At 56.8% G+C, this 16,680-nt stretch carries 16 protein-coding genes; 12 read left to right on the top strand and 4 right to left on the bottom strand.

Annotated elements, in window-relative coordinates; translation table 11 throughout:
* The first annotated feature begins 11 nt into the window (after window positions 1-11).
* From PverR02_RS20990 to PverR02_RS20955, 8 genes are all read left to right on the top strand, one after another.
* Complete coding sequence (locus PverR02_RS20990; protein WP_057005734.1) at window positions 12-1,244, top strand: MFS transporter; 1,233 nt, start codon at window positions 12-14, stop codon at window positions 1,242-1,244.
* A 13-nt stretch (window positions 1,245-1,257) separates the two neighbouring features.
* Window positions 1,258-2,175: a LysR family transcriptional regulator gene (locus PverR02_RS20985; RefSeq protein ID WP_017847603.1), complete on the top strand. Its 918-nt coding sequence runs from the start codon at window positions 1,258-1,260 to the stop codon at window positions 2,173-2,175.
* An 85-nt stretch (window positions 2,176-2,260) separates the two neighbouring features.
* Window positions 2,261-2,905, top strand: a complete 645-nt coding sequence (locus PverR02_RS20980; protein ID WP_046382730.1) for a DsbA family protein — start codon at window positions 2,261-2,263, stop codon at window positions 2,903-2,905.
* 67 nt (window positions 2,906-2,972) lie between these two features.
* On the top strand, window positions 2,973-3,692 hold the full coding sequence (locus tag PverR02_RS20975; protein ID WP_046385219.1) for a TetR/AcrR family transcriptional regulator: 720 nt from the start codon (window positions 2,973-2,975) through the stop codon (window positions 3,690-3,692).
* Between the two features lie 294 nt (window positions 3,693-3,986).
* Window positions 3,987-4,469 (top strand): VOC family protein, encoded by a 483-nt coding sequence (locus tag PverR02_RS20970; RefSeq protein ID WP_057005733.1) that lies wholly within the window; start codon window positions 3,987-3,989, stop codon window positions 4,467-4,469.
* Window positions 4,466-5,686 carry an FAD binding domain-containing protein gene (locus PverR02_RS20965; protein WP_079444325.1) on the top strand — a complete coding sequence of 407 codons (1,221 nt, stop codon included), beginning with the start codon at window positions 4,466-4,468 and terminating at the stop codon, window positions 5,684-5,686. The genes PverR02_RS20970 and PverR02_RS20965 overlap by 4 nt, the downstream gene beginning before the upstream one ends.
* Before the next feature lie 31 nt (window positions 5,687-5,717).
* Window positions 5,718-6,080, top strand: coding sequence for a DUF485 domain-containing protein (locus PverR02_RS20960; RefSeq protein WP_079444324.1), 363 nt, complete (start codon window positions 5,718-5,720; stop codon window positions 6,078-6,080).
* The gene (locus tag PverR02_RS20955) at window positions 6,077-7,732 is read left to right on the top strand and encodes a cation acetate symporter (protein ID WP_079444323.1); all 1,656 of its coding nucleotides are present in this window, start codon (window positions 6,077-6,079) and stop codon (window positions 7,730-7,732) included. The genes PverR02_RS20960 and PverR02_RS20955 overlap by 4 nt, the downstream gene beginning before the upstream one ends.
* Before the next feature lie 148 nt (window positions 7,733-7,880).
* On the opposite strand, the gene PverR02_RS20950 is transcribed toward PverR02_RS20955, so the two are convergent.
* The 3 genes from PverR02_RS20950 to PverR02_RS20940 are packed head-to-tail and all read right to left on the bottom strand — an operon-like array spanning window position 7,881 to window position 11,868.
* Window positions 7,881-10,136, bottom strand: coding sequence for a xanthine dehydrogenase family protein molybdopterin-binding subunit (locus PverR02_RS20950; protein ID WP_079444322.1), 2,256 nt, complete (start codon window positions 10,134-10,136; stop codon window positions 7,881-7,883).
* Window positions 10,133-10,597 carry a (2Fe-2S)-binding protein gene (locus PverR02_RS20945; RefSeq protein ID WP_017847599.1) on the bottom strand — a complete coding sequence of 155 codons (465 nt, stop codon included), beginning with the start codon at window positions 10,595-10,597 and terminating at the stop codon, window positions 10,133-10,135. The genes PverR02_RS20950 and PverR02_RS20945 overlap by 4 nt, the downstream gene beginning before the upstream one ends.
* Window positions 10,594-11,868 (bottom strand): c-type cytochrome, encoded by a 1,275-nt coding sequence (locus PverR02_RS20940; protein WP_079444321.1) that lies wholly within the window; start codon window positions 11,866-11,868, stop codon window positions 10,594-10,596. Before PverR02_RS20940 ends, PverR02_RS20945 begins: the two co-directional genes overlap by 4 nt.
* A 235-nt stretch (window positions 11,869-12,103) precedes the next feature.
* Here PverR02_RS20940 and PverR02_RS20935 point away from each other — a divergent pair, with 235 nt between their 5' ends.
* The 4 genes from PverR02_RS20935 (at window position 12,104) to PverR02_RS20920 (ending at window position 16,122) form a co-directional block, all read left to right on the top strand.
* Window positions 12,104-13,021, top strand: a complete 918-nt coding sequence (locus PverR02_RS20935; RefSeq protein ID WP_079444320.1) for a LysR family transcriptional regulator — start codon at window positions 12,104-12,106, stop codon at window positions 13,019-13,021.
* 111 nt (window positions 13,022-13,132) lie between these two features.
* Window positions 13,133-13,777 carry a DsbA family oxidoreductase gene (locus PverR02_RS20930; RefSeq protein WP_057005726.1) on the top strand — a complete coding sequence of 215 codons (645 nt, stop codon included), beginning with the start codon at window positions 13,133-13,135 and terminating at the stop codon, window positions 13,775-13,777.
* Between the two features lie 37 nt (window positions 13,778-13,814).
* Window positions 13,815-14,927, top strand: a complete 1,113-nt coding sequence (locus PverR02_RS20925; protein WP_079444319.1) for an alkene reductase — start codon at window positions 13,815-13,817, stop codon at window positions 14,925-14,927.
* Window positions 14,928-14,979: 52 nt separating this feature from the next.
* The gene (locus tag PverR02_RS20920; RefSeq protein WP_079444318.1) at window positions 14,980-16,122 is read left to right on the top strand and encodes an FAD binding domain-containing protein; all 1,143 of its coding nucleotides are present in this window, start codon (window positions 14,980-14,982) and stop codon (window positions 16,120-16,122) included.
* Between the two features lie 166 nt (window positions 16,123-16,288).
* Here the strand turns inward: PverR02_RS20920 and PverR02_RS20915 are convergent, their stop codons facing one another.
* Entirely contained in the window at window positions 16,289-16,558 is a 270-nt protein-coding gene (locus tag PverR02_RS20915) for a DUF2790 domain-containing protein (protein WP_017847593.1), read from the bottom strand.
* Between the last annotated feature and the right edge of the window lie 122 nt (window positions 16,559-16,680).

Here is a 16,680-nt window from a genome sequence, read left to right as displayed (position 1 = left end):
GAGTCTATGGCATGGGCGTTTCTACAAGAGATACAGCAGCGACGATACAAAAAGCGTCGATGACAAAGGGGCTTGTGCTTCTGTTTGCTTTTTGTTGCGGTGCCATCGTGGCCAACATCTATTACGCTCAACCGATTATCAGCTTGATCGCCCCGGATATCGGCATGTCGAGTGGAAGCGCGAGTTTCATCGTTTCGCTGACTCAGATTGGTTATGCGCTCGGATTGTTTTTCCTGGTGCCCTTGGCGGATCTGGTAGAAAACCGTCGGCTGATGATCGCGACAATTGTGATTACGATCTTCAGCCTGGTAGCCGCCGGTTTGTCCAAGCAGCCGAGTGTATTTCTAGTGGTGTCGGCACTCATCGGTTTCAGCTCAGTCTCCGTGCAGATGCTTATCCCGTTGGCGGCACATCTGACACCGGAAGAATCTCGCGGTCGGGTAGTTGGCGGGATTATGGGTGGCTTGCTGCTAGGGATTCTGCTTGCGCGGCCGCTGTCGAGTCTGGTTGCCGATCATTTGGGCTGGCGGGCGGTGTTTATCGGGGCCGCCGCCTTGATGCTCGTTATCTCCATCGTGATTGGCATGACCATGCCTAAATGGCAACCGACCCATCGCGCGTCGTATGGTCAATTGCTGATGTCCCTGGGACAACTGTTCTGTCGCGAGCCCGTGCTGCGTCAGCGCGCGCTTTATCAAGGGCTGATGTTTGCGGCGTTCAGTTTGTTCTGGACCGCTGTGCCGTTGATATTGAGTCGTGAGTTCGGCCTCACGCAAAGTCAGATTGCGATTTTCTCTCTGGTCGGCGCCATCGGTGCAATTGCCGCACCTATCAGTGGTCGACTCGCTGATGCAGGACATACTCGACGAGCGTCGCAGTTGGCCATGGTGCTGGGTATATTGAGTTTCCTACCGGCCTTCATCAATCCCTTCTACGGTGTGATTGGGTTAGCGGTCACCGGTGTAGCGCTGGATTTTGCAGTGCAAATGAACATGGTGTTGGGTCAGCGAGCCGTCTACGCCTTGGGCATTGCTAACAGAGGCCGTCTGAATGCGTTGTACATGATCAGTATCTTTATCGGTGGTGCAATCGGTTCTTCGGTGGCCAGTTCGCTTTATGAACATGCCGGCTGGTTGGCGATTGCTGCGGTGGGAAGCGGATTGTCACTGGTCGCTTTGGTCGTCTTCTCGGTGGTTTCTCGTCGGACCCGAACTGGCGCAATGCTCAAGATGAACAACGGGTGAGTCAAGGAGTGTCATGGACAAGCTGCTCGCATTGAAGATGTTCGTCCAGGCTGTGGATTCGAAGGGCTTTTCTTCTGCCGCTCGACAGTTAGGCCTGGCGACGTCTTCTGTGACTCGGATGATCGATGGGCTTGAGGCGGAACTAGGCGCTGTCCTGCTTAATCGATCCACGCGTCAAATCTCATTATCAGATGCCGGGGCCGCCTACTACTTGAAAGCGCGGGAGGTGCTGAATGCTGTCGCCGAGGCGGATGCCTCGGTCACTGACCGCGGGGAACTCCCTGCGGGCCATCTTCGTATTTCCGTGCCTGTAGCGCTGGGGCGCCGCCTGATTGCGCCGCATATTGCCTCGCTGTTGAAGCGATACCCTCAACTTGTGTTGGACATGACGCTCTCCGATGACATCGTCGAACTACTGGGGGAACGCGTCGATCTGGCGATCCGATTGGGATCGGCAGCAGCCATGGATGGTGTCGTCAGTCGTCCCGTCGGTCATTTCAGACGCCGGGTTGTGGCCAGTGCCGAGTACCTGAATGCACATGGTTTTCCTGAACATCCCATGGACCTCATGCAACACGAGTGTCTGCGTTTTAGTTACGGCCCAAAGCAGCAGGTGTGGACTTTCTTAAAGGAAGGTGAGGAGACTCGGGTACCGATTGAGGGGCGCTTCAAAAGCAACAATGCGGAAGTTTTACGTGAGGTTGCGCTGGCGGGTGGCGGGGTGGCTCTGTTACCTGACTGGCTCGTCAACGACGATATTGGCAGCGGTGATTTGACGTCATTGTTCGAGTCCTTTGTTATCAATCCGAACGATGCCAGTTCGGCCATTTCTGCGTTGTATCTTCCCAATCATCGTGGCTCCAAACGCGTCAATGCGTTTATCGATTTCATCAGCGAATTGCTCGGGCCTGAAGGCTTGGCCGAGCGCTGATCGCCTCATTGCTGTTTTCGCATGTTTGATCCACGACGTAACGAACCTCTTTCGCCGTGTGGCACGGCAGATCCCGGAGATTTGAATGAGCACTGCGACATTGCATTACGTCTACGACCCGTTCTGTGGCTGGTGCTATGGGGCGGCGCCGATGATCACGGCGGCCACCGCTATTCCTGGCCTGGAAATTCAGGCCCATGGCGTGGGCATGCTCTCGGGGGACAAAAGCAAGTTGATGTCGGGTGAGTGGCGCGATTTTGTTCGTCCTCACGAAGCCCGGATTACGGCATTCAGCAAACAGACCTTCGCGGACGCCTATGTTCAAGGCGTACTGGAACATGAAAATGTCCAGCTGGACTCTTCACCACCGATTGCAGCGATGTTGACCGCTCAACAGCTGTCCGGACGTGGCATCGAAATGCTCAAACGCCTGCAAATTGCCTACTACCAAGAAGGTCAGGCCATTGCTGACCGAGGGGTAATCGCCGGCATTGCCAATGAGCTTGGGTTTGAACCCGAATCGTTTATGGCAACTTTTGATTTGATCACGGCAGACTCATTGCAAGACCACATCAAGCGCAGCAACGAGATGCTTGAAGCTCTGAATGCGCGCGGCTTTCCGGCATTTGCGCTGGAGATCGACGGCCAAATGGAAGTGTTGGCCATGGGGCATTATTTAAGCCGACCTGCGTTGTTCAAGAAGGATATTGAAAGTCGTCTGGCCAAATAGGTGTGGTTCATAGCCAGTGCATTCTTTTGTTTTGTATGATGCCTTAATGAAGCTCCAGCGAGGCGTTATGCAAGACTCAAAAGATAGAGACGAGAACGAGTCGGGAAAATCAGCGAAATCAGCAGACCCCGTCAAATCGACGACTCGACGCCTTTCGCCTGAGGTCAGGGAAAAGCAAATCGTGCAGAAAGCTATCGAGCATTTTGCGACGTGCGGATTCTCGGGCAGTACCCGTGAGCTGGCGCGACAACTGGATATTACCCAACCGTTACTCTATCGATATTTCCCCAGCAAAGAGGCACTGATAGACCGCGTGTACGACGAGGTATATCAGTGGGATTCCTCGTGGGAGGCGATGATCAAGGATCGCTCCGAACCCCTTCAGTCTCGCCTGGTTCATTTCTACACCTCATACGCTCGTGTGATTCTGCGGCGAGAGTGGATTCGTATTTTCGTATTCGCCGGGCTGACACGTGAAGGTATCAATGATCGGTATCTGGCTAAATTGCGTGAGCGGGTCTTCATCCCTGTCATTGCAGAAATCCGCCAGACTCATGGATTGGCGCCATCCTCAGGTGACACGATCAATGAAAAAGAGCTCGAGCTGATCTGGAGTCTGCATGCCAGCATTTTCTATATCGGTGTTCGCAAATGGATTTACGATCTTCCAGTGACTGAAGACATAGATGCGCTGATCGAGCAAATGGTCGATGCGTTCCTTAACGGCAGTCCCCACGTATTGCAGCAAGTCGATAACGATTTGGGTAAGAAGCCTCGCTTGAATTGATCGGTTTCGATTTCGTGTTTGTTGCCTCCTGATCGCCTATTTTGCCCTGCTTTTCTGTCGACCACTCATCACCTGTTTCAGCCTTCAACTGAGCGGGTGAGGAGGGGTGTCCGCGCACCATCCTGCTCTGAAAAGCCCTTTCCCAACGCCTGAAGCCCGTTCGCTGTTGGCGACGCCACAGCGTGGCTCAAGCCTGTCCTCAAAAATTTGATCCGCCACCTATTTACTTCAATTTCAGCTGGTCGTATTGTTTATCAACTGATAAATAAATACAAAAAAACTGTTGGAGGCACCATGCAAGTCGTGAAGCTCGCTCACTACTCGATCCGGTCGTTCGACCTGGAAAAGTCCAGTCGATTCTATGAAAGGGTCCTCGGTTTTACTCCTGGCTACCGGCCGCCATTCGATTTTCCTGGCGTTTGGTTGTACATGGGCGGTGATGAGAAGGACTTCGGCACGGTCCACATTATCGGGATTGATCCTTCCAATCCTGAAGGCCTGAAAAAATACCTGGGCGATAAAGAAATCCCGCTGACAGGCACTGGTACGGTTGATCACATTGCTTTTTTGGTCACCGGCCTGGTCGAGTTCTGGGACGTCTTCAAAGCCGAAGGGATTGCGTGGCGCGATCGCACCGTGCCGAGCCTAGGCCTGCATCAAGTGTTCATCGAAGATCCGTCTGGTGTCACCATCGAGCTCAATTTCCCGGCCTCCGAGATCGATGCTGTGGGTTCTTACGCCTCCCATGCCTCTGCAACGGTGGGAGAGCAGCCATGATGAACGCCTCGAACAAGCCCCGCGCCATAGTCGTGGGCGGCTCGCTGGGCGGCCTGTTTGCAGCAAATATGCTGTTGCGCAACGGTTGGGACGTTGAGGTCTTCGAACGCGTTCCGGATGAACTCGCTGGACGAGGCGCAGGGATCGTTACACACCCTGAGTTGTTCGAAGCGATGGCCGCAGCGGGAATTCCCCTCGACGCATCGGTAGGTATCGATGTGCTGTCGCGCGTCACTTTGGCCCAGGACGGCGAAGCCGTACTTGAGAATGCGCTTCCACAAACGTTGACCGCGTGGGGGAAGATGTACCAGGTACTTCGCTGCGCATTCCCAGACTCACGGTATCGCTGCGGTGGCAGTGTGGTGTCGGTCGAAAGTACTGAAACCCATGCCAGCGTGACATTGTCCGATGGGACGACTCATCAAGCAGACGTCATTGTTGCGGCTGATGGGTTTCGGTCGACGATTCGCCAACATTTTTTACCCGATGTGCATCTGCAATATGCCGGCTATATCGCCTGGCGCGGGTTAGTCGATGAAAGTGCTCTGTCTGACGCTGCCCACGCCGCGCTTTTCGATAAATTCGCGTTTTGTTTGCCCCCGCATGAGCAGATCCTGGGGTATCCAGTTGCCGGGCATTCCAACAGCACCCTTGTCGGCGAGCGCCGTTACAACTTCGTGTGGTACCGCACCAGCGGTGACGATGACTTGAAGGATTTGCTGCGTGATGAAAGCGGTAAACAGTTTGAAGGCGGGATTCCTCCGGCGCTGATACGCCGTGATGTGCTCGACAATATGTACAAGTCCGCAGAGACATTACTGGCCCCGCAGTTTGCCGAAGTCGTTAAGAAAGCTGCTCAGCCGTTATTCCAGCCAATTTACGACCTGGAAGTACCGAAGATGAATTTTGGCCGTGTCGCATTGCTCGGCGACGCGGCATTCGTGGCGCGTCCCCATTGTGGGATGGGCGTTACCAAGGCCGCCGGTGATGCGTTGGCAATCGTGGACGCACTTGCGCGACATGCAACGGTTGAAGAGGCATTGGCGGACTACAGCGAGCGGCGCTGTCGTTTCGGCGCGTCGATTGTTCAGCACGCCAGGCATCTTGGCGCGTATATGCAGGCGCAACTGAAAAGCGAGGAAGAGCGTGACATGGCGGAGTTGTACCGGACTCCGGAAGCCGTGATGCGTGAGACTGCAGTGCCCGTGAAGTTTTAACTCAGCCACAAGCCATTTGCTGGAGATCACCATGGAACATGCATATCCGCAAGACGGTGGCCCGACCATGCCCGCTGAACAGGTTGACGACACTATTCAAAACCCGATTCTCGAAAATACGGAGTTTCGTGCTTTGGTAAAACAGCGCCGACTATTTTCGTGGAGCATGACGGCGCTTATGCTCGCCGTCTATTTTGGTTTTATTCTTTCCCTGGCCTTTATACCTGCCCGTTTGGGTACGCCTATCACAGAAGGGCAGCCGATGACGTGGGGCGTGCCAATCGGTTTTGGAATGCTCGCTTTCACGACTCTCCTCGTTGCTGTCTATGTCTGGCGCACTAACACCTGCTACGACCCTAAAATAAAAACAATTATCAGGAGCTTCAACAAATGAAGCGTCTACTTATTACAATCGCCGCCATGCTTGCTTCGGTAACGGTATACGCGGCCGATATCCCTGGCGCCGTACAAAAACATAATCCCATTGCCATCGGCATGTTTTTGGCCTTCGTTATTTTCACGCTGTTCGTCACCCGGTGGGCGGCACGCAAAAACAATAGCGTCGCGGATCACTATGCCGCAGGAGGAAAAATTACCGGCTTCCAGAATGGCTGGGCTATCGCTGGCGACTACATGTCTGCGGCGTCTTTGCTGGGCATCTCCGCCTTGGTTTTCACCAGTGGATTTGATGGGCTGATTTACTCGATCGGCTTCCTTGCCAGTTGGCCGATCATTCTGTTTCTGATTGCGGAGCCACTGCGAAACCTGGGGCGCTACACCCTGGCAGATGTACTGTCCTATCGGTTGAAACCGCGGCCCATACGAGCATTTTCAGCCTCCAGTTCCATTGTGATCGTGTTGCTTTACCTGGTTTCTCAACTGGTAGGTGCCGGAAAACTAGTGGAGTTGCTGTTTGGTTTCGATTACACCGCAGCAGTGCTTCTAGTGGGCACGCTAATGGTGATTTATGTTTTCTTTGGCGGGATGTTAGCAACCACCTGGATTCAGATTATCAAGGCCGTATTACTGCTGACCGGCTGCGTCTTCATGGCTTTCATGGTGCTGTCCCAATTCGGATTCAGCCTGAACCAGCTGTTTACTCAAGCGACCCAGGTGCATCCTTCCCATGTCGCAATCATGAGTCCAGGCGGTCTGATCAGCGACCCGGTGTCTGCGATTTCCCTAGGCCTGGCATTAGTCTTCGGCACGGCAGGCCTTCCACATATTCTCATGCGGTTTTTCACCGTCGGTAACGTTAAGGCCGCACGCCAAAGTATTCTTTATGCCACCGGTCTTGTCGGCATAGGGTATGCCCTGATCGTAATCATCGGCTTCGGCACTATCGCCTTGGTTGCCAGCAATCCGGCCTATCACGATGCATCAGGGGGAATATCAGGCGGCGTTAATATGGTTGCGATTCACCTCGCACACAACGTAGGCGGTAATGTGTTTCTAGGGTTTATGTGTGCTGTATCGTTCTCGACGATATTGGCGGTGGTGGCTGGGCTCACCCTTGCAGGCTCGTCTGCTGTTTCGCATGACCTCTATGCACATGCCTTGCGCCGGGGCACCGCCAGCGACCGTGAAGAGATGCGCGTCTCTCGCGTTACAACCATCGTGTTGGGGGTGTTGTCGATTCTATTGGCCATTGCTTTTGAAAAACAGAACATCGCATTTATTGTGAGCTTAACGTTCTCCATCGCCGCAAGTTCCAACTTCCCCGTGCTGTTATTGTCGATTTACTGGAAGGGCCTGACGACACGTGGCGCCGTGATTGGCGGATCGCTGGGGCTGGTATCAGCCATTACCCTATGCATTCTTAGCCCGACCGTGTGGGTCAAGATCCTCCATAATCCGCAAGCCTGGTTCCCATACGAATATCCGGCCTTGTTTTCTATGGCCGTAGCCTTTGTCGGTATCTTTTGGTTCTCTATTACCGATCGCTCGGTCAGTGCCATAGGTGAGCGCAATCGATTCGAAAATCAGTTGGTCGATTCTGAACTGGGTACGCCGGCAACATGGAGAGCGCTGCTGAAGGCTGATTGATTCGGGTTATTAGTGTTCGCGTTAACTAGTTGCTGCATGAGCTCCAGGCGCTCACGAGCGTGCGCCTGGCTACCGATTCAGACGTTTCGCCGGAATCGGGTGGCTTACTTTTGGCTGAAGGGCATAACGTCGACACCGCCCGGATCGGTCATGACCCCAGCGCATCCTGCCAGCCACGTCGTGCCAGGGGCAGATCGAGCAAGCGCTTGCCGGTGGCATCGTTGATGGCATTGCCCAGTGCTGCGGCCATGGGGCCCTGGACGATTTCTGCGGCACCCAGAAATGGCTGATCCGGCTGATCAATCATGTGGACCTCGACCTGTTGCGGTAAATCCGGAAAACGCATGATCGGATAGCCGCTCCAGTCGAAGCTGTGCATGCCGCTGGCGTCATAGAGGATTCGTTCATAGAGCGTCCAACTCGCGGACTGCACGATGCCCCCCTGGATCTGATTGAGCAGCCCGTCGGGGCTGACAATTTGCCCCACGTCGACGGCGGCGACTACGCGATCGATCATCACTTGCCCGGTCTGGCGCTGCACATGCAACTGCACGGCGATCGCGCAGTAACCCATGATGTTTTTGTAGCGGGCAAAGGCGAAGCCGATTCCGCTGCCGGGTCCCGTTGCTTTGTGCGGCCAGCGGAACTCAGCGGCCACGCGCTCCACCACCGCCCGTGCTCGCGGATCGCTCAAGTGATTCAGGCGAAATTGCACCGGGTCGATGGTGGCCCTAGCCGCCAGTTCATCGACGGTGCTTTCGATGGCGAAGATGTTGATGTGGGCACCGAGCGAACGCATGGCCGAGGTCCTGAATGGCATGGTCAGCACAAAGTTCATGTCGACCTTCAGGTTGGGTATCTCATACAACGGAACGGCATTACGGTCGCCGTCACCTTCGGGCTGAGCAATCGGCACCGAAGGGGCGGGGGTGAAGGGATTGGCCAACAGCCACGCCGGCAACAGGCGCCCGGCATTGACGATACGTTCGTTGTGCGGGGTGCTCCAGAGTTCGTATTTCCAGTCGCGAAGACGCCCACTGTCGTCCAGTCCCGCTTCCACCTCGGCAAGCATGGCCGAGCTGTACGGCTCCCAGAGGTTTTCCTGTTCGCGCATCCATTGCACCCGTATCGGCTTGCCGGGAATGGCCATGGCAATCAGCGCGGCATCGGCGGCGGCGTCATCGGCGCCATTGTGGCCATAGCAACCGGAACCTTCAGCGTGGATGCAACGCACCTGAGCCACTGGCAGGCCGACCATCTCGGCGATACCCGCGCGCAGAGGGTAGACACCTTGGGTATGGGTCCAGACGGTCAATGTTCCATCCTTGAACCAGGCCACTGCGCAGGAGGGCCCGATGGAGCCGTGCATCAGGTATTGCTTGGTCACCCGGGCCTTGTAAGCACGCGGCAGCGGTTGCGGGAGGTCACCCTTGGCGCTCACCGGATAGCGCCGCGCCGGTAATTCGGTGAGGAGTTGATGGATGTGTGTCGAGTCAGGCAGCGGGTTACCTTCTGTCCAGCGGGCCTTGGCGTAGCCTTCGCGCATCGCTTTGACCGCCAGCCATTCATCGGTGGCGACCACGGCGAGGTAGCTGCCATTGCGGACCAGTTTCACCTCGCCGGGAAGTTGCCTGAGGGCGGCCTCGTCGATCTCCAGAAGCTGACTGCCGCGCCGGGGCGGGCGTATCACCCGGGCGTGCAGCATATCGGGCAGCCGCATGTCCTGCACATAGGCCGCACCGCCGCTGACTTTGGCCGGGATGTCCAGCCGAGGCAACGATTTGCCGATCAGGGTGAAAGTGCCAGCGGGCTTGAAGGGCGAGTTGGCCGACGCAAAGCGATGCAGTTGAACCCCCACCACTGCCTGTGCGTAGGTCATGCTGCGGCCTTGTGTATCGTAGATCACCGCATCCCGCGTGGTCAGGCTGTCGATGCTGCGCTGCCATTGCCGTGCTGCGGACTCGAGTAACAACTGCCGCACCTGGGCCGCGGCGTTGAACAGTGCAGTGCCGCTGTCGACGATCGTATGGCTGCCGGCGGTGTAACCTTCATTGGGTGTCAGTGCGGTGTCGGCAGTGAGAAAACGGATGAGCCCAGGTGACACTTCAAGGCGTTCGGCGGCGATCTGCAGGAGCGCAGTTTTAACACCCGTGCCCAGTTCCACTTTGCCGGTGTAGACGGTGATGCCATCTTTCGCATCGATGCGGATCCAGGCGTCCAGATAGGGCGTGGCCCGCAGGCTGCCGGGCAGATCAGGCGCCAGGATTGTCGTACCCAAGGTGTCCACCTCGGTGTCAGCGAAGGCGCGGGGTATACCTGGAAGCATCGCGAACCCCATCACCAAAGCCCCGTTTATCACGAAGGCGCGGCGGCTCAGATTGACGTTTTGCGTGGGGGGTTTCATACCTTGCCTCCCTGCGCGACAACCGACTTGATCGCGGCGAAGATCCGCACGTGGGTGCCGCAGCGGCATAAATTCGGTGCCATGTGGCGGCGGATCGTTTCATCGTCCGGATGAGGGTTGGCCTCCAGCAGCGCCTGCGCCCTCACGATCATTCCCGCGATGCAATAACCACACTGGGCGGCCTGTTCATCGATAAAGGCTTTCTGCAACGGCCCCGGTTGGTCGACGCTGCCCAGGCTCTCGACGGTGCGTACCGATTTGCCCGCCAGTGCGCCGCACGGCGTCAGGCAGGAAAACACCGGCTTGTCGTTGACTAACACGGTGCACGCGCCGCACTGACCCAGGCCGCAGCCGTATTTGGCGCCATTGAGCCCCACCTGGTTGCGCAAGGCATATAGCAGGGGCATGTCGTCCGCGATGTCCAGTTCGTGAGTCTTGCCGTTGATGTCAAGTGTGATCACGGTTGCTGCTCCTGAGCCCGAATACTTTTGATTGTCTTGTCGAGATCCGTCCAGGGTCGGTTTGCACAGCTTTCATTGCGCAAGTACTCGGCAAGTGCGGCCACATGGGTGTCGTCCAGGTTGTGGGCGAAGGCAGGCATGTAGTGGCTGGAAGCGGCGCTGGACATCGGGATGCCCTGCAGGATGGTCTGGATCAAATTGCGTGGCGAGTCCGCCCTCACCGCCGAGGTGTTCGCCAGTGCCGGCCGCGATTCAATGACGCGCATCGGCGCCGCGCGGCCATGGCAACTCGCGCAGGCCCCCTCGAACAACGCGGCGCCCCGCAGCGCCGTGGCGCTGGGCTTGACCCCAGAGGTGCAGGGCGGCGATGGGGCATCCGATGAAGTTTTCTTGAGGTCAAGAATGTACTGCGCGATGGCATGCGCGTCTTCCGCCGGCAATTGCGCGATGCTCAGGCTGACCGGCAACATCGGGCCCGCCGCTGCGCCATGTCCTTCGGCGACCTCGCCCGTCAGATAGGCGACCAACTGGGCTTCATTCCAGGGGTGTTGTGCCTCGGTCATTCCGCGCAGGGCGGGAGCTGTCCAGCCGTCGACGACGCCACCGTTGAACAGTTCGCTGCCTTTCTCCCCACCAATCAGATTCAGGGGCGAATGGCACGACGAACAGTGCCCCGCGCCCTCGACCAGATAACGTCCGCGGTTCCATTGTGCTGATCGGTTGGGAAGTGGTTCCAGCGGATCCCCATGCAGGAACAGTAAGTTCCAGAAAGACACCAGCGGACGGAAGTTCATGGGGAAGACCATATGATTTTCCGGTGCGGTGTATTTGATCGGGTCCACGCTCATCAGGAAGGCATAGGCGTCGGCAATATCGGCATCGCTCAGCTTCCGGTAATGCACGTAGGGGAAGGCCGGATAGAGAAAGTGGCCGTCACGCGCGATGCCTTCACGCATGGCCCGTTCAAAGGCGTCCAGCGACCACTGACCGATACCGGACTGCGGGTCCGGGGTGATGTTGGTGGTGAAGAGGGTTCCGAAGGGCGTTACCAGCGGCAAACCTCCGGCCATGTAGGCGCCCCCTGGCCGTGTGTGACAGACCGCACAGTCGCCCGCTTCGACCACGCGGCGGCCTCTGTCCAGCGTCTCGCGATCAGCATTCAGGTGTTGGCTGACAGTGGCAATTTCCGGCCTCCACATCATCCAGAACGCAAAGCCTAACCCCGCGACGCCGATTGCCAGAACGGCACCGATGATCGTCTTGCGCTTCATCGCCTTACCTCTCGAGCTGAATTAACGACAGATTTTTCAATCCGCCGCGTGCGATGGGCGGCGATTTTCCATGTCGTGAGCTTAGAGAGGGCGCTTGTGATGGAGTACCCCATCAAGGCGCAACGCTACATTGCGCCAGGCGCAACGGCGGCAGAATTAACAACCGTTAACTCGCGCAGGGTGCGCCGATGTCCAAAGATAGGCGCTCAAGGAGCGTAATGACGGAAGGGGTTTCATGGACAAGCTGCTCGCACTGAAAATATTCATCCAGTCAGTAGATTCCAAGGGCTTTTCGTCTGCCGCCAGGCAACTCAATCTGGCGACCTCGTCAGTGACCAGAATGATCGACAGGCTTGAGGATGACCTGGGCGCCGTGCTGCTGAATCGATCTACCCGGCAAGTCACGTTGACCGATGCCGGTAGTGTGTACTACCTGAAAAGCCGGGATATTCTGAGCGCCATGGCTGACGCTGACGAGTCAGTTTCGGACCGCGGTGAAGTGCCCGCGGGACAGTTGCGTATCTCCGTGCCCGTGGCGTTTGGACAGCGTCTTATTGTCCCTCATATCGGCGCGCTTTTAGCGCGCTATCCCCTGCTCGTACTGGATATGACGCTATCGGACGACATCGTCGATCTGCTCGGCGAACGCATCGATCTATCGATCCGGCTGGGGTCGCCAGCGGCGATGGAAACGCTGGTCAGCCGCTGCATCGGCAACTTTCGCCGCCGCGTAGTCGCCAGCGCCGAGTACCTGAACGCTCGAGGATTTCCCGACCGACCCATGGACCTCATGCAACACGAGTGCATGTGCTTCAACTATGGCGCGCCACAGCAGTTCTGGACATTTACAGAGCAGGGCCAAGAGCTGCGCGTGCCCGTCGAAGGGCAATTCAAGAGCAACAATGCCGAGGTCCTGCGCGAAGTGGTGCTGGCCGGGTGCGGGGTGGCGCAGTTACCCGATTGGCTGGTCAATGATGACGTCGACAGTGGTCGACTCACTGCCTTGTTCGACGCTTTTGTCGTCAATCCGAACAGCGCCAGTTCAGCGATCTCGGCTTTGTACCTGCCCAATCATCGCGGCTCGAAACGTATCAATGCGTTCATTGATTTCCTCACCGAATTGCTCAAGTCGCAAACACAGCCGACGACGTGATCGGTGCATCGTTGCGTTTTGCGAAAAGCAACGTTGTGCAGCAGGTGGATTCTCTGTCGGCGCTCCGGCACCTACCTTGGGGGGGTGAAACATTCAACCACGGAGACCGTCATGAGTTTGCATTCATCCAAAATTCAGGTGACTTACGACTTCATCTGCCCATGGTGCTGGATCGGTGAGGAAAATCTTGAACGCGCGCTGGCCGCTTCGGGTTTTTCAACGGACCGCCCAATCAGTTTCCTGCCTTATCAGTTGAACCCGGACATGCCGGTTCGAGGCATGGATCGCAAAGCCTATCGCTCTGGCAAGTTCGGCAGTTGGGCGCGTAGCCAGGCCATGGACGCACAGGTCACCCACGCCGGTAAGGCCGTCGGCCTTGAGTTCGATTATGAGCGCGTCGAAAAAACCCCCAACACCCTGGCCGCGCATCGGTTGGTATGGCGCGAGCAACAGGCGGGTCGAGACGCTTCCTTGCTGGTCAAGGCCATTTTCAAGGCGTACTTCAGCGAAGGGCGGGATATCGGCGACCTCACTGTGCTGGCCGACATCGCTGCCGAAACCGGGCTGGACCGAGAGGTCATTGTCGACTTTCTCAAGGCCGATGAAGGCACCGCTGAAGTCTTGAAGCTCGAAGCCCAAACCAAGGCGTCCGGTGTGCGCTCGGTGCCGAGTATCCAGATCGCAGATGACGTGATCAGTGGCGCGCAGCCCATCGAAATAATGATCCAGATACTGAAGCGAAGCCAAGCCGCCTGAGGCGGTTTTTCAATCCCAATCCATTCAGGACATCATCATGACTCATCACTTGTTCAGCCCTATCAAACTCGGCCAATTCACCCTCGATCACCGCGTCGTCATGGCGCCTCTGACTCGCTCGCGAGCGGGGCAACCTGGCAACGTACCGACATCGATGAACGTCGAGTACTACCGTCAGCGTGCCAGTGCTGCATTGATCATTACCGAGGCTACACAGATTTCGCAGCAGGGCCAGGGTTACGCCTGGACGCCCGGCATCCATAGCGACGAGCAGATTCAGGGCTGGAAGGCTGTCAGCGAAGCCGTGCACGCAGAAGGCGGGCGCATTTTCCTGCAGCTCTGGCATGTGGGGCGGGTGTCGCACCCGGTGTTCCAGCCTAACGGCGGCTTGCCGGTGGCACCGACCGCGCAGCCAGTGCCCGGCAAGACCTTCATCCTGAATGAAGAGGGCGAGGGCGTATGGGGTGATGTACCTGTCCCTCAGGCGCTGGACATTCCTGGGATCGAAGCGATCGTTGCCGACTTCCGCAGGGCCGCTCGCAACGCGATTCTGGCCGGTATGGATGGTGTGGAAATTCACGCGGGCAACGGCTACCTGCTCGACCAATTCATCAACAGCGCCAGCAATCAGCGAAGTGATCGCTACGGGGGAAGTATCGAAAACCGTGCGCGGTTGCTGCTTGAAGTCGTGGAAGCCGTGACCGCGGAAGTAGGTGCCGAACACGTTGCTGTCCGCCTGACACCGATGGGACGTTTCATGGGAATGGGCGATGACACCCCGGAACAAACCTTTGGCTACATCGCATCCCAGCTCAATCACTGGAATCTCGCTTACCTGCACCTGGTAGAACCGATGATGGTCGGCACAGTGCTCGATGAAAGTAACGATCCACGCTGGGACGCGATCATCAAGCAACTGCGTACTGACTTCCACGGCGTTCTGATGTTGGCGGGTGGCTACTCCGGCGAAACGGCCGAACAGGCCATTGCGCAGGGCCGTGCAGACCTCATTGCGTTTGGTCGCCCGTTCATTGCCAACCCCGACTTACCGGCTCGCTTGCGTGGTCGCAACGAACTCAACGTGGCTGACGGCAACAGCTTTTTTGGCGGCGACGCCAAGGGGTACATCGACTATCCGGTGTTGGCATAACGCAACGGTAAACCGCAGCTGCGGGAATCACCCTGCAACGAGGAGAAAGGTAATGAAGAGTTCAGGCGTTCCAAAGGCCTTGGTCATTGGTGGTTCCCTGGGCGGGCTGTTCGCCGCCACGGCGTTACGCGCGATTGGTTGGCAGGTCGATATTTACGAGCGATCCCCTGCGGCGATGGATAGTCGTGGCGGGGGCATCGTTCTGCAAGCGGACGTCCTGCACCATTTTCGTTATGCGGGCATTCATCCGGCAGGTGCGCTCGGCGTCCGGTCCCATGATCGTCTCTATCTGGATCGAGAGGGTAGCGTCGTGCATAAAGAGCCGATGCCGCAAACCCAGACGTCCTGGAACACACTGTACAGCTCATTATTTTCTGCATTTGCTGCTGAGCATTATCACCGTGGCAAGACGTTGGTGGATCTGACTCAGAATGAACACCGGGTGACTGCGATTTTTGCCGACGGCAGCACTGCCGAGGCAGACCTGCTGATTGGCGCTGATGGCTCGGGTTCAACCGTGCGAAGCGTGGTGTTGCCTGGAACAGTACCCAGCTATTCGGGGTATGTGGTGTGGCGCGGGCTGGTCGATGAAGAGCAACTTCCAGACTTCGCCAAAATGCAGCTTTACGAGGACTTTGTTTTTCAACAAGACCCTGAATCGCTGATGTTGGAATACATGGTGCCGAGCGTGAATGGCTCCGTTAATCCGGGCGAGCGTCGGTTCAATTGGCTGTGGTACCTGAAAGCTGCACAAGGGGCGGAACTGGACGCTGTGCTCACTGACAGCGATGGCCGTCGGCGTAGTCACTCCATTCCACCCGGAGCCTTGGCCGCTGGGCAGGATGCTTACATACGGGGAATGGGTGAGCGGCAGGCGAACCCGGCTTTTCGGGAACTGATTCGCCAGACCCAAGATATTTTTGTGCAAGCGATCCTTGATCTCAAAGTTCCTCAGATGGTGTTTGGCCGTGTGCTGTTGACTGGCGACGCCGCTTTTGTGCCGCGTCCTCATACCGCCGGAAGCACGGCCAAGGCAGCCCGCAATGCACTGGCCCTGGCGCAAGCAATCGACGACATCGGCGACCTCGATAAAGCCCTGCTTGCCTGGCAGCACCAACAACTTGCAGAAGGCATGCGTATGGCGGATTGGGGGGTGAGTATGGGCAATCGGATTATGGGGATCGCCCAAGCCTGATGGAGCGGCTCACATCGGACTTATTGGCGAGAGCCTTGCGTTGGCGGGATGAAAGTGGGGTGTGATCGTTGGCTGTTGCAGTCTTTCTAGACTGAATATAAAAAGAGGAGATTAGCTTCAGATCGAAGCGGTCTCCTCTTTTTTAGCACCTGTAAACTTTGAAGTTTTAACCATTCTGGCAAGCGCCACCGAGTATTTTGTATTGCAGGTCGTGCGTTATACCCTTGTGATCCACATACACCATGTGCGCGTCCACTGGGCCACAAGCGTTGTTTGTGTCCTCTGCTGTAGTGATGTCGATGACCTTGGCGATATCCAGGTGTTCGGAATAATTGTACCGCTCAGGTTCAGGGGCAGAGGCATTGTTGTTGGCGCCATCATGGGCTGAAGCGTATACGCTAAACATCATCAGTGAGGCGAGCATTGCATATTTCATCAGGGTGTCTTCCAGTAAGAGTGAGAGAGGGGACAAGATCTCTTTGTTTGCTTCTGGAGCTGATTATGCTGTCGCCAGGTTGTTTGTAGAAATGCTCAGGCGGGATACTGATTATTACCGAA

Source organism: Pseudomonas veronii (assembly GCF_002028325.1).
Taxonomy (GTDB): Bacteria; Pseudomonadota; Gammaproteobacteria; order Pseudomonadales; family Pseudomonadaceae; genus Aquipseudomonas; species Aquipseudomonas veronii.
Note: the sequence above shows the minus strand (reverse complement) of the source record. Positions and strands in the feature narration are given on the sequence as shown.

Bases quoted from the DNA above. Each gene is read 5' to 3' on its own strand.
- PverR02_RS20990 (WP_057005734.1), top strand. From the start codon at position 12: ATGGGCGTTTCTACAAGAGATACAGCAGCGACGATACAAAAAGCGTCG.
- PverR02_RS20985 (WP_017847603.1), top strand. From the start codon at position 1,258: ATGGACAAGCTGCTCGCATTGAAGATGTTCGTCCAGGCTGTGGATTCG.
- PverR02_RS20980 (WP_046382730.1), top strand. From the start codon at position 2,261: ATGAGCACTGCGACATTGCATTACGTCTACGACCCGTTCTGTGGCTGG.
- PverR02_RS20975 (WP_046385219.1), top strand. From the start codon at position 2,973: ATGCAAGACTCAAAAGATAGAGACGAGAACGAGTCGGGAAAATCAGCG.
- PverR02_RS20970 (WP_057005733.1), top strand. From the start codon at position 3,987: ATGCAAGTCGTGAAGCTCGCTCACTACTCGATCCGGTCGTTCGACCTG.
- PverR02_RS20965 (WP_079444325.1), top strand. From the start codon at position 4,466: ATGATGAACGCCTCGAACAAGCCCCGCGCCATAGTCGTGGGCGGCTCG.
- PverR02_RS20960 (WP_079444324.1), top strand. From the start codon at position 5,718: ATGGAACATGCATATCCGCAAGACGGTGGCCCGACCATGCCCGCTGAA.
- PverR02_RS20955 (WP_079444323.1), top strand. From the start codon at position 6,077: ATGAAGCGTCTACTTATTACAATCGCCGCCATGCTTGCTTCGGTAACG.
- PverR02_RS20950 (WP_079444322.1), bottom strand. From the start codon at position 10,136: ATGAAACCCCCCACGCAAAACGTCAATCTGAGCCGCCGCGCCTTCGTG.
- PverR02_RS20940 (WP_079444321.1), bottom strand. From the start codon at position 11,868: ATGAAGCGCAAGACGATCATCGGTGCCGTTCTGGCAATCGGCGTCGCG.
- PverR02_RS20935 (WP_079444320.1), top strand. From the start codon at position 12,104: ATGGACAAGCTGCTCGCACTGAAAATATTCATCCAGTCAGTAGATTCC.
- PverR02_RS20930 (WP_057005726.1), top strand. From the start codon at position 13,133: ATGAGTTTGCATTCATCCAAAATTCAGGTGACTTACGACTTCATCTGC.
- PverR02_RS20925 (WP_079444319.1), top strand. From the start codon at position 13,815: ATGACTCATCACTTGTTCAGCCCTATCAAACTCGGCCAATTCACCCTC.
- PverR02_RS20920 (WP_079444318.1), top strand. From the start codon at position 14,980: ATGAAGAGTTCAGGCGTTCCAAAGGCCTTGGTCATTGGTGGTTCCCTG.
- PverR02_RS20915 (WP_017847593.1), bottom strand. From the start codon at position 16,558: ATGAAATATGCAATGCTCGCCTCACTGATGATGTTTAGCGTATACGCT.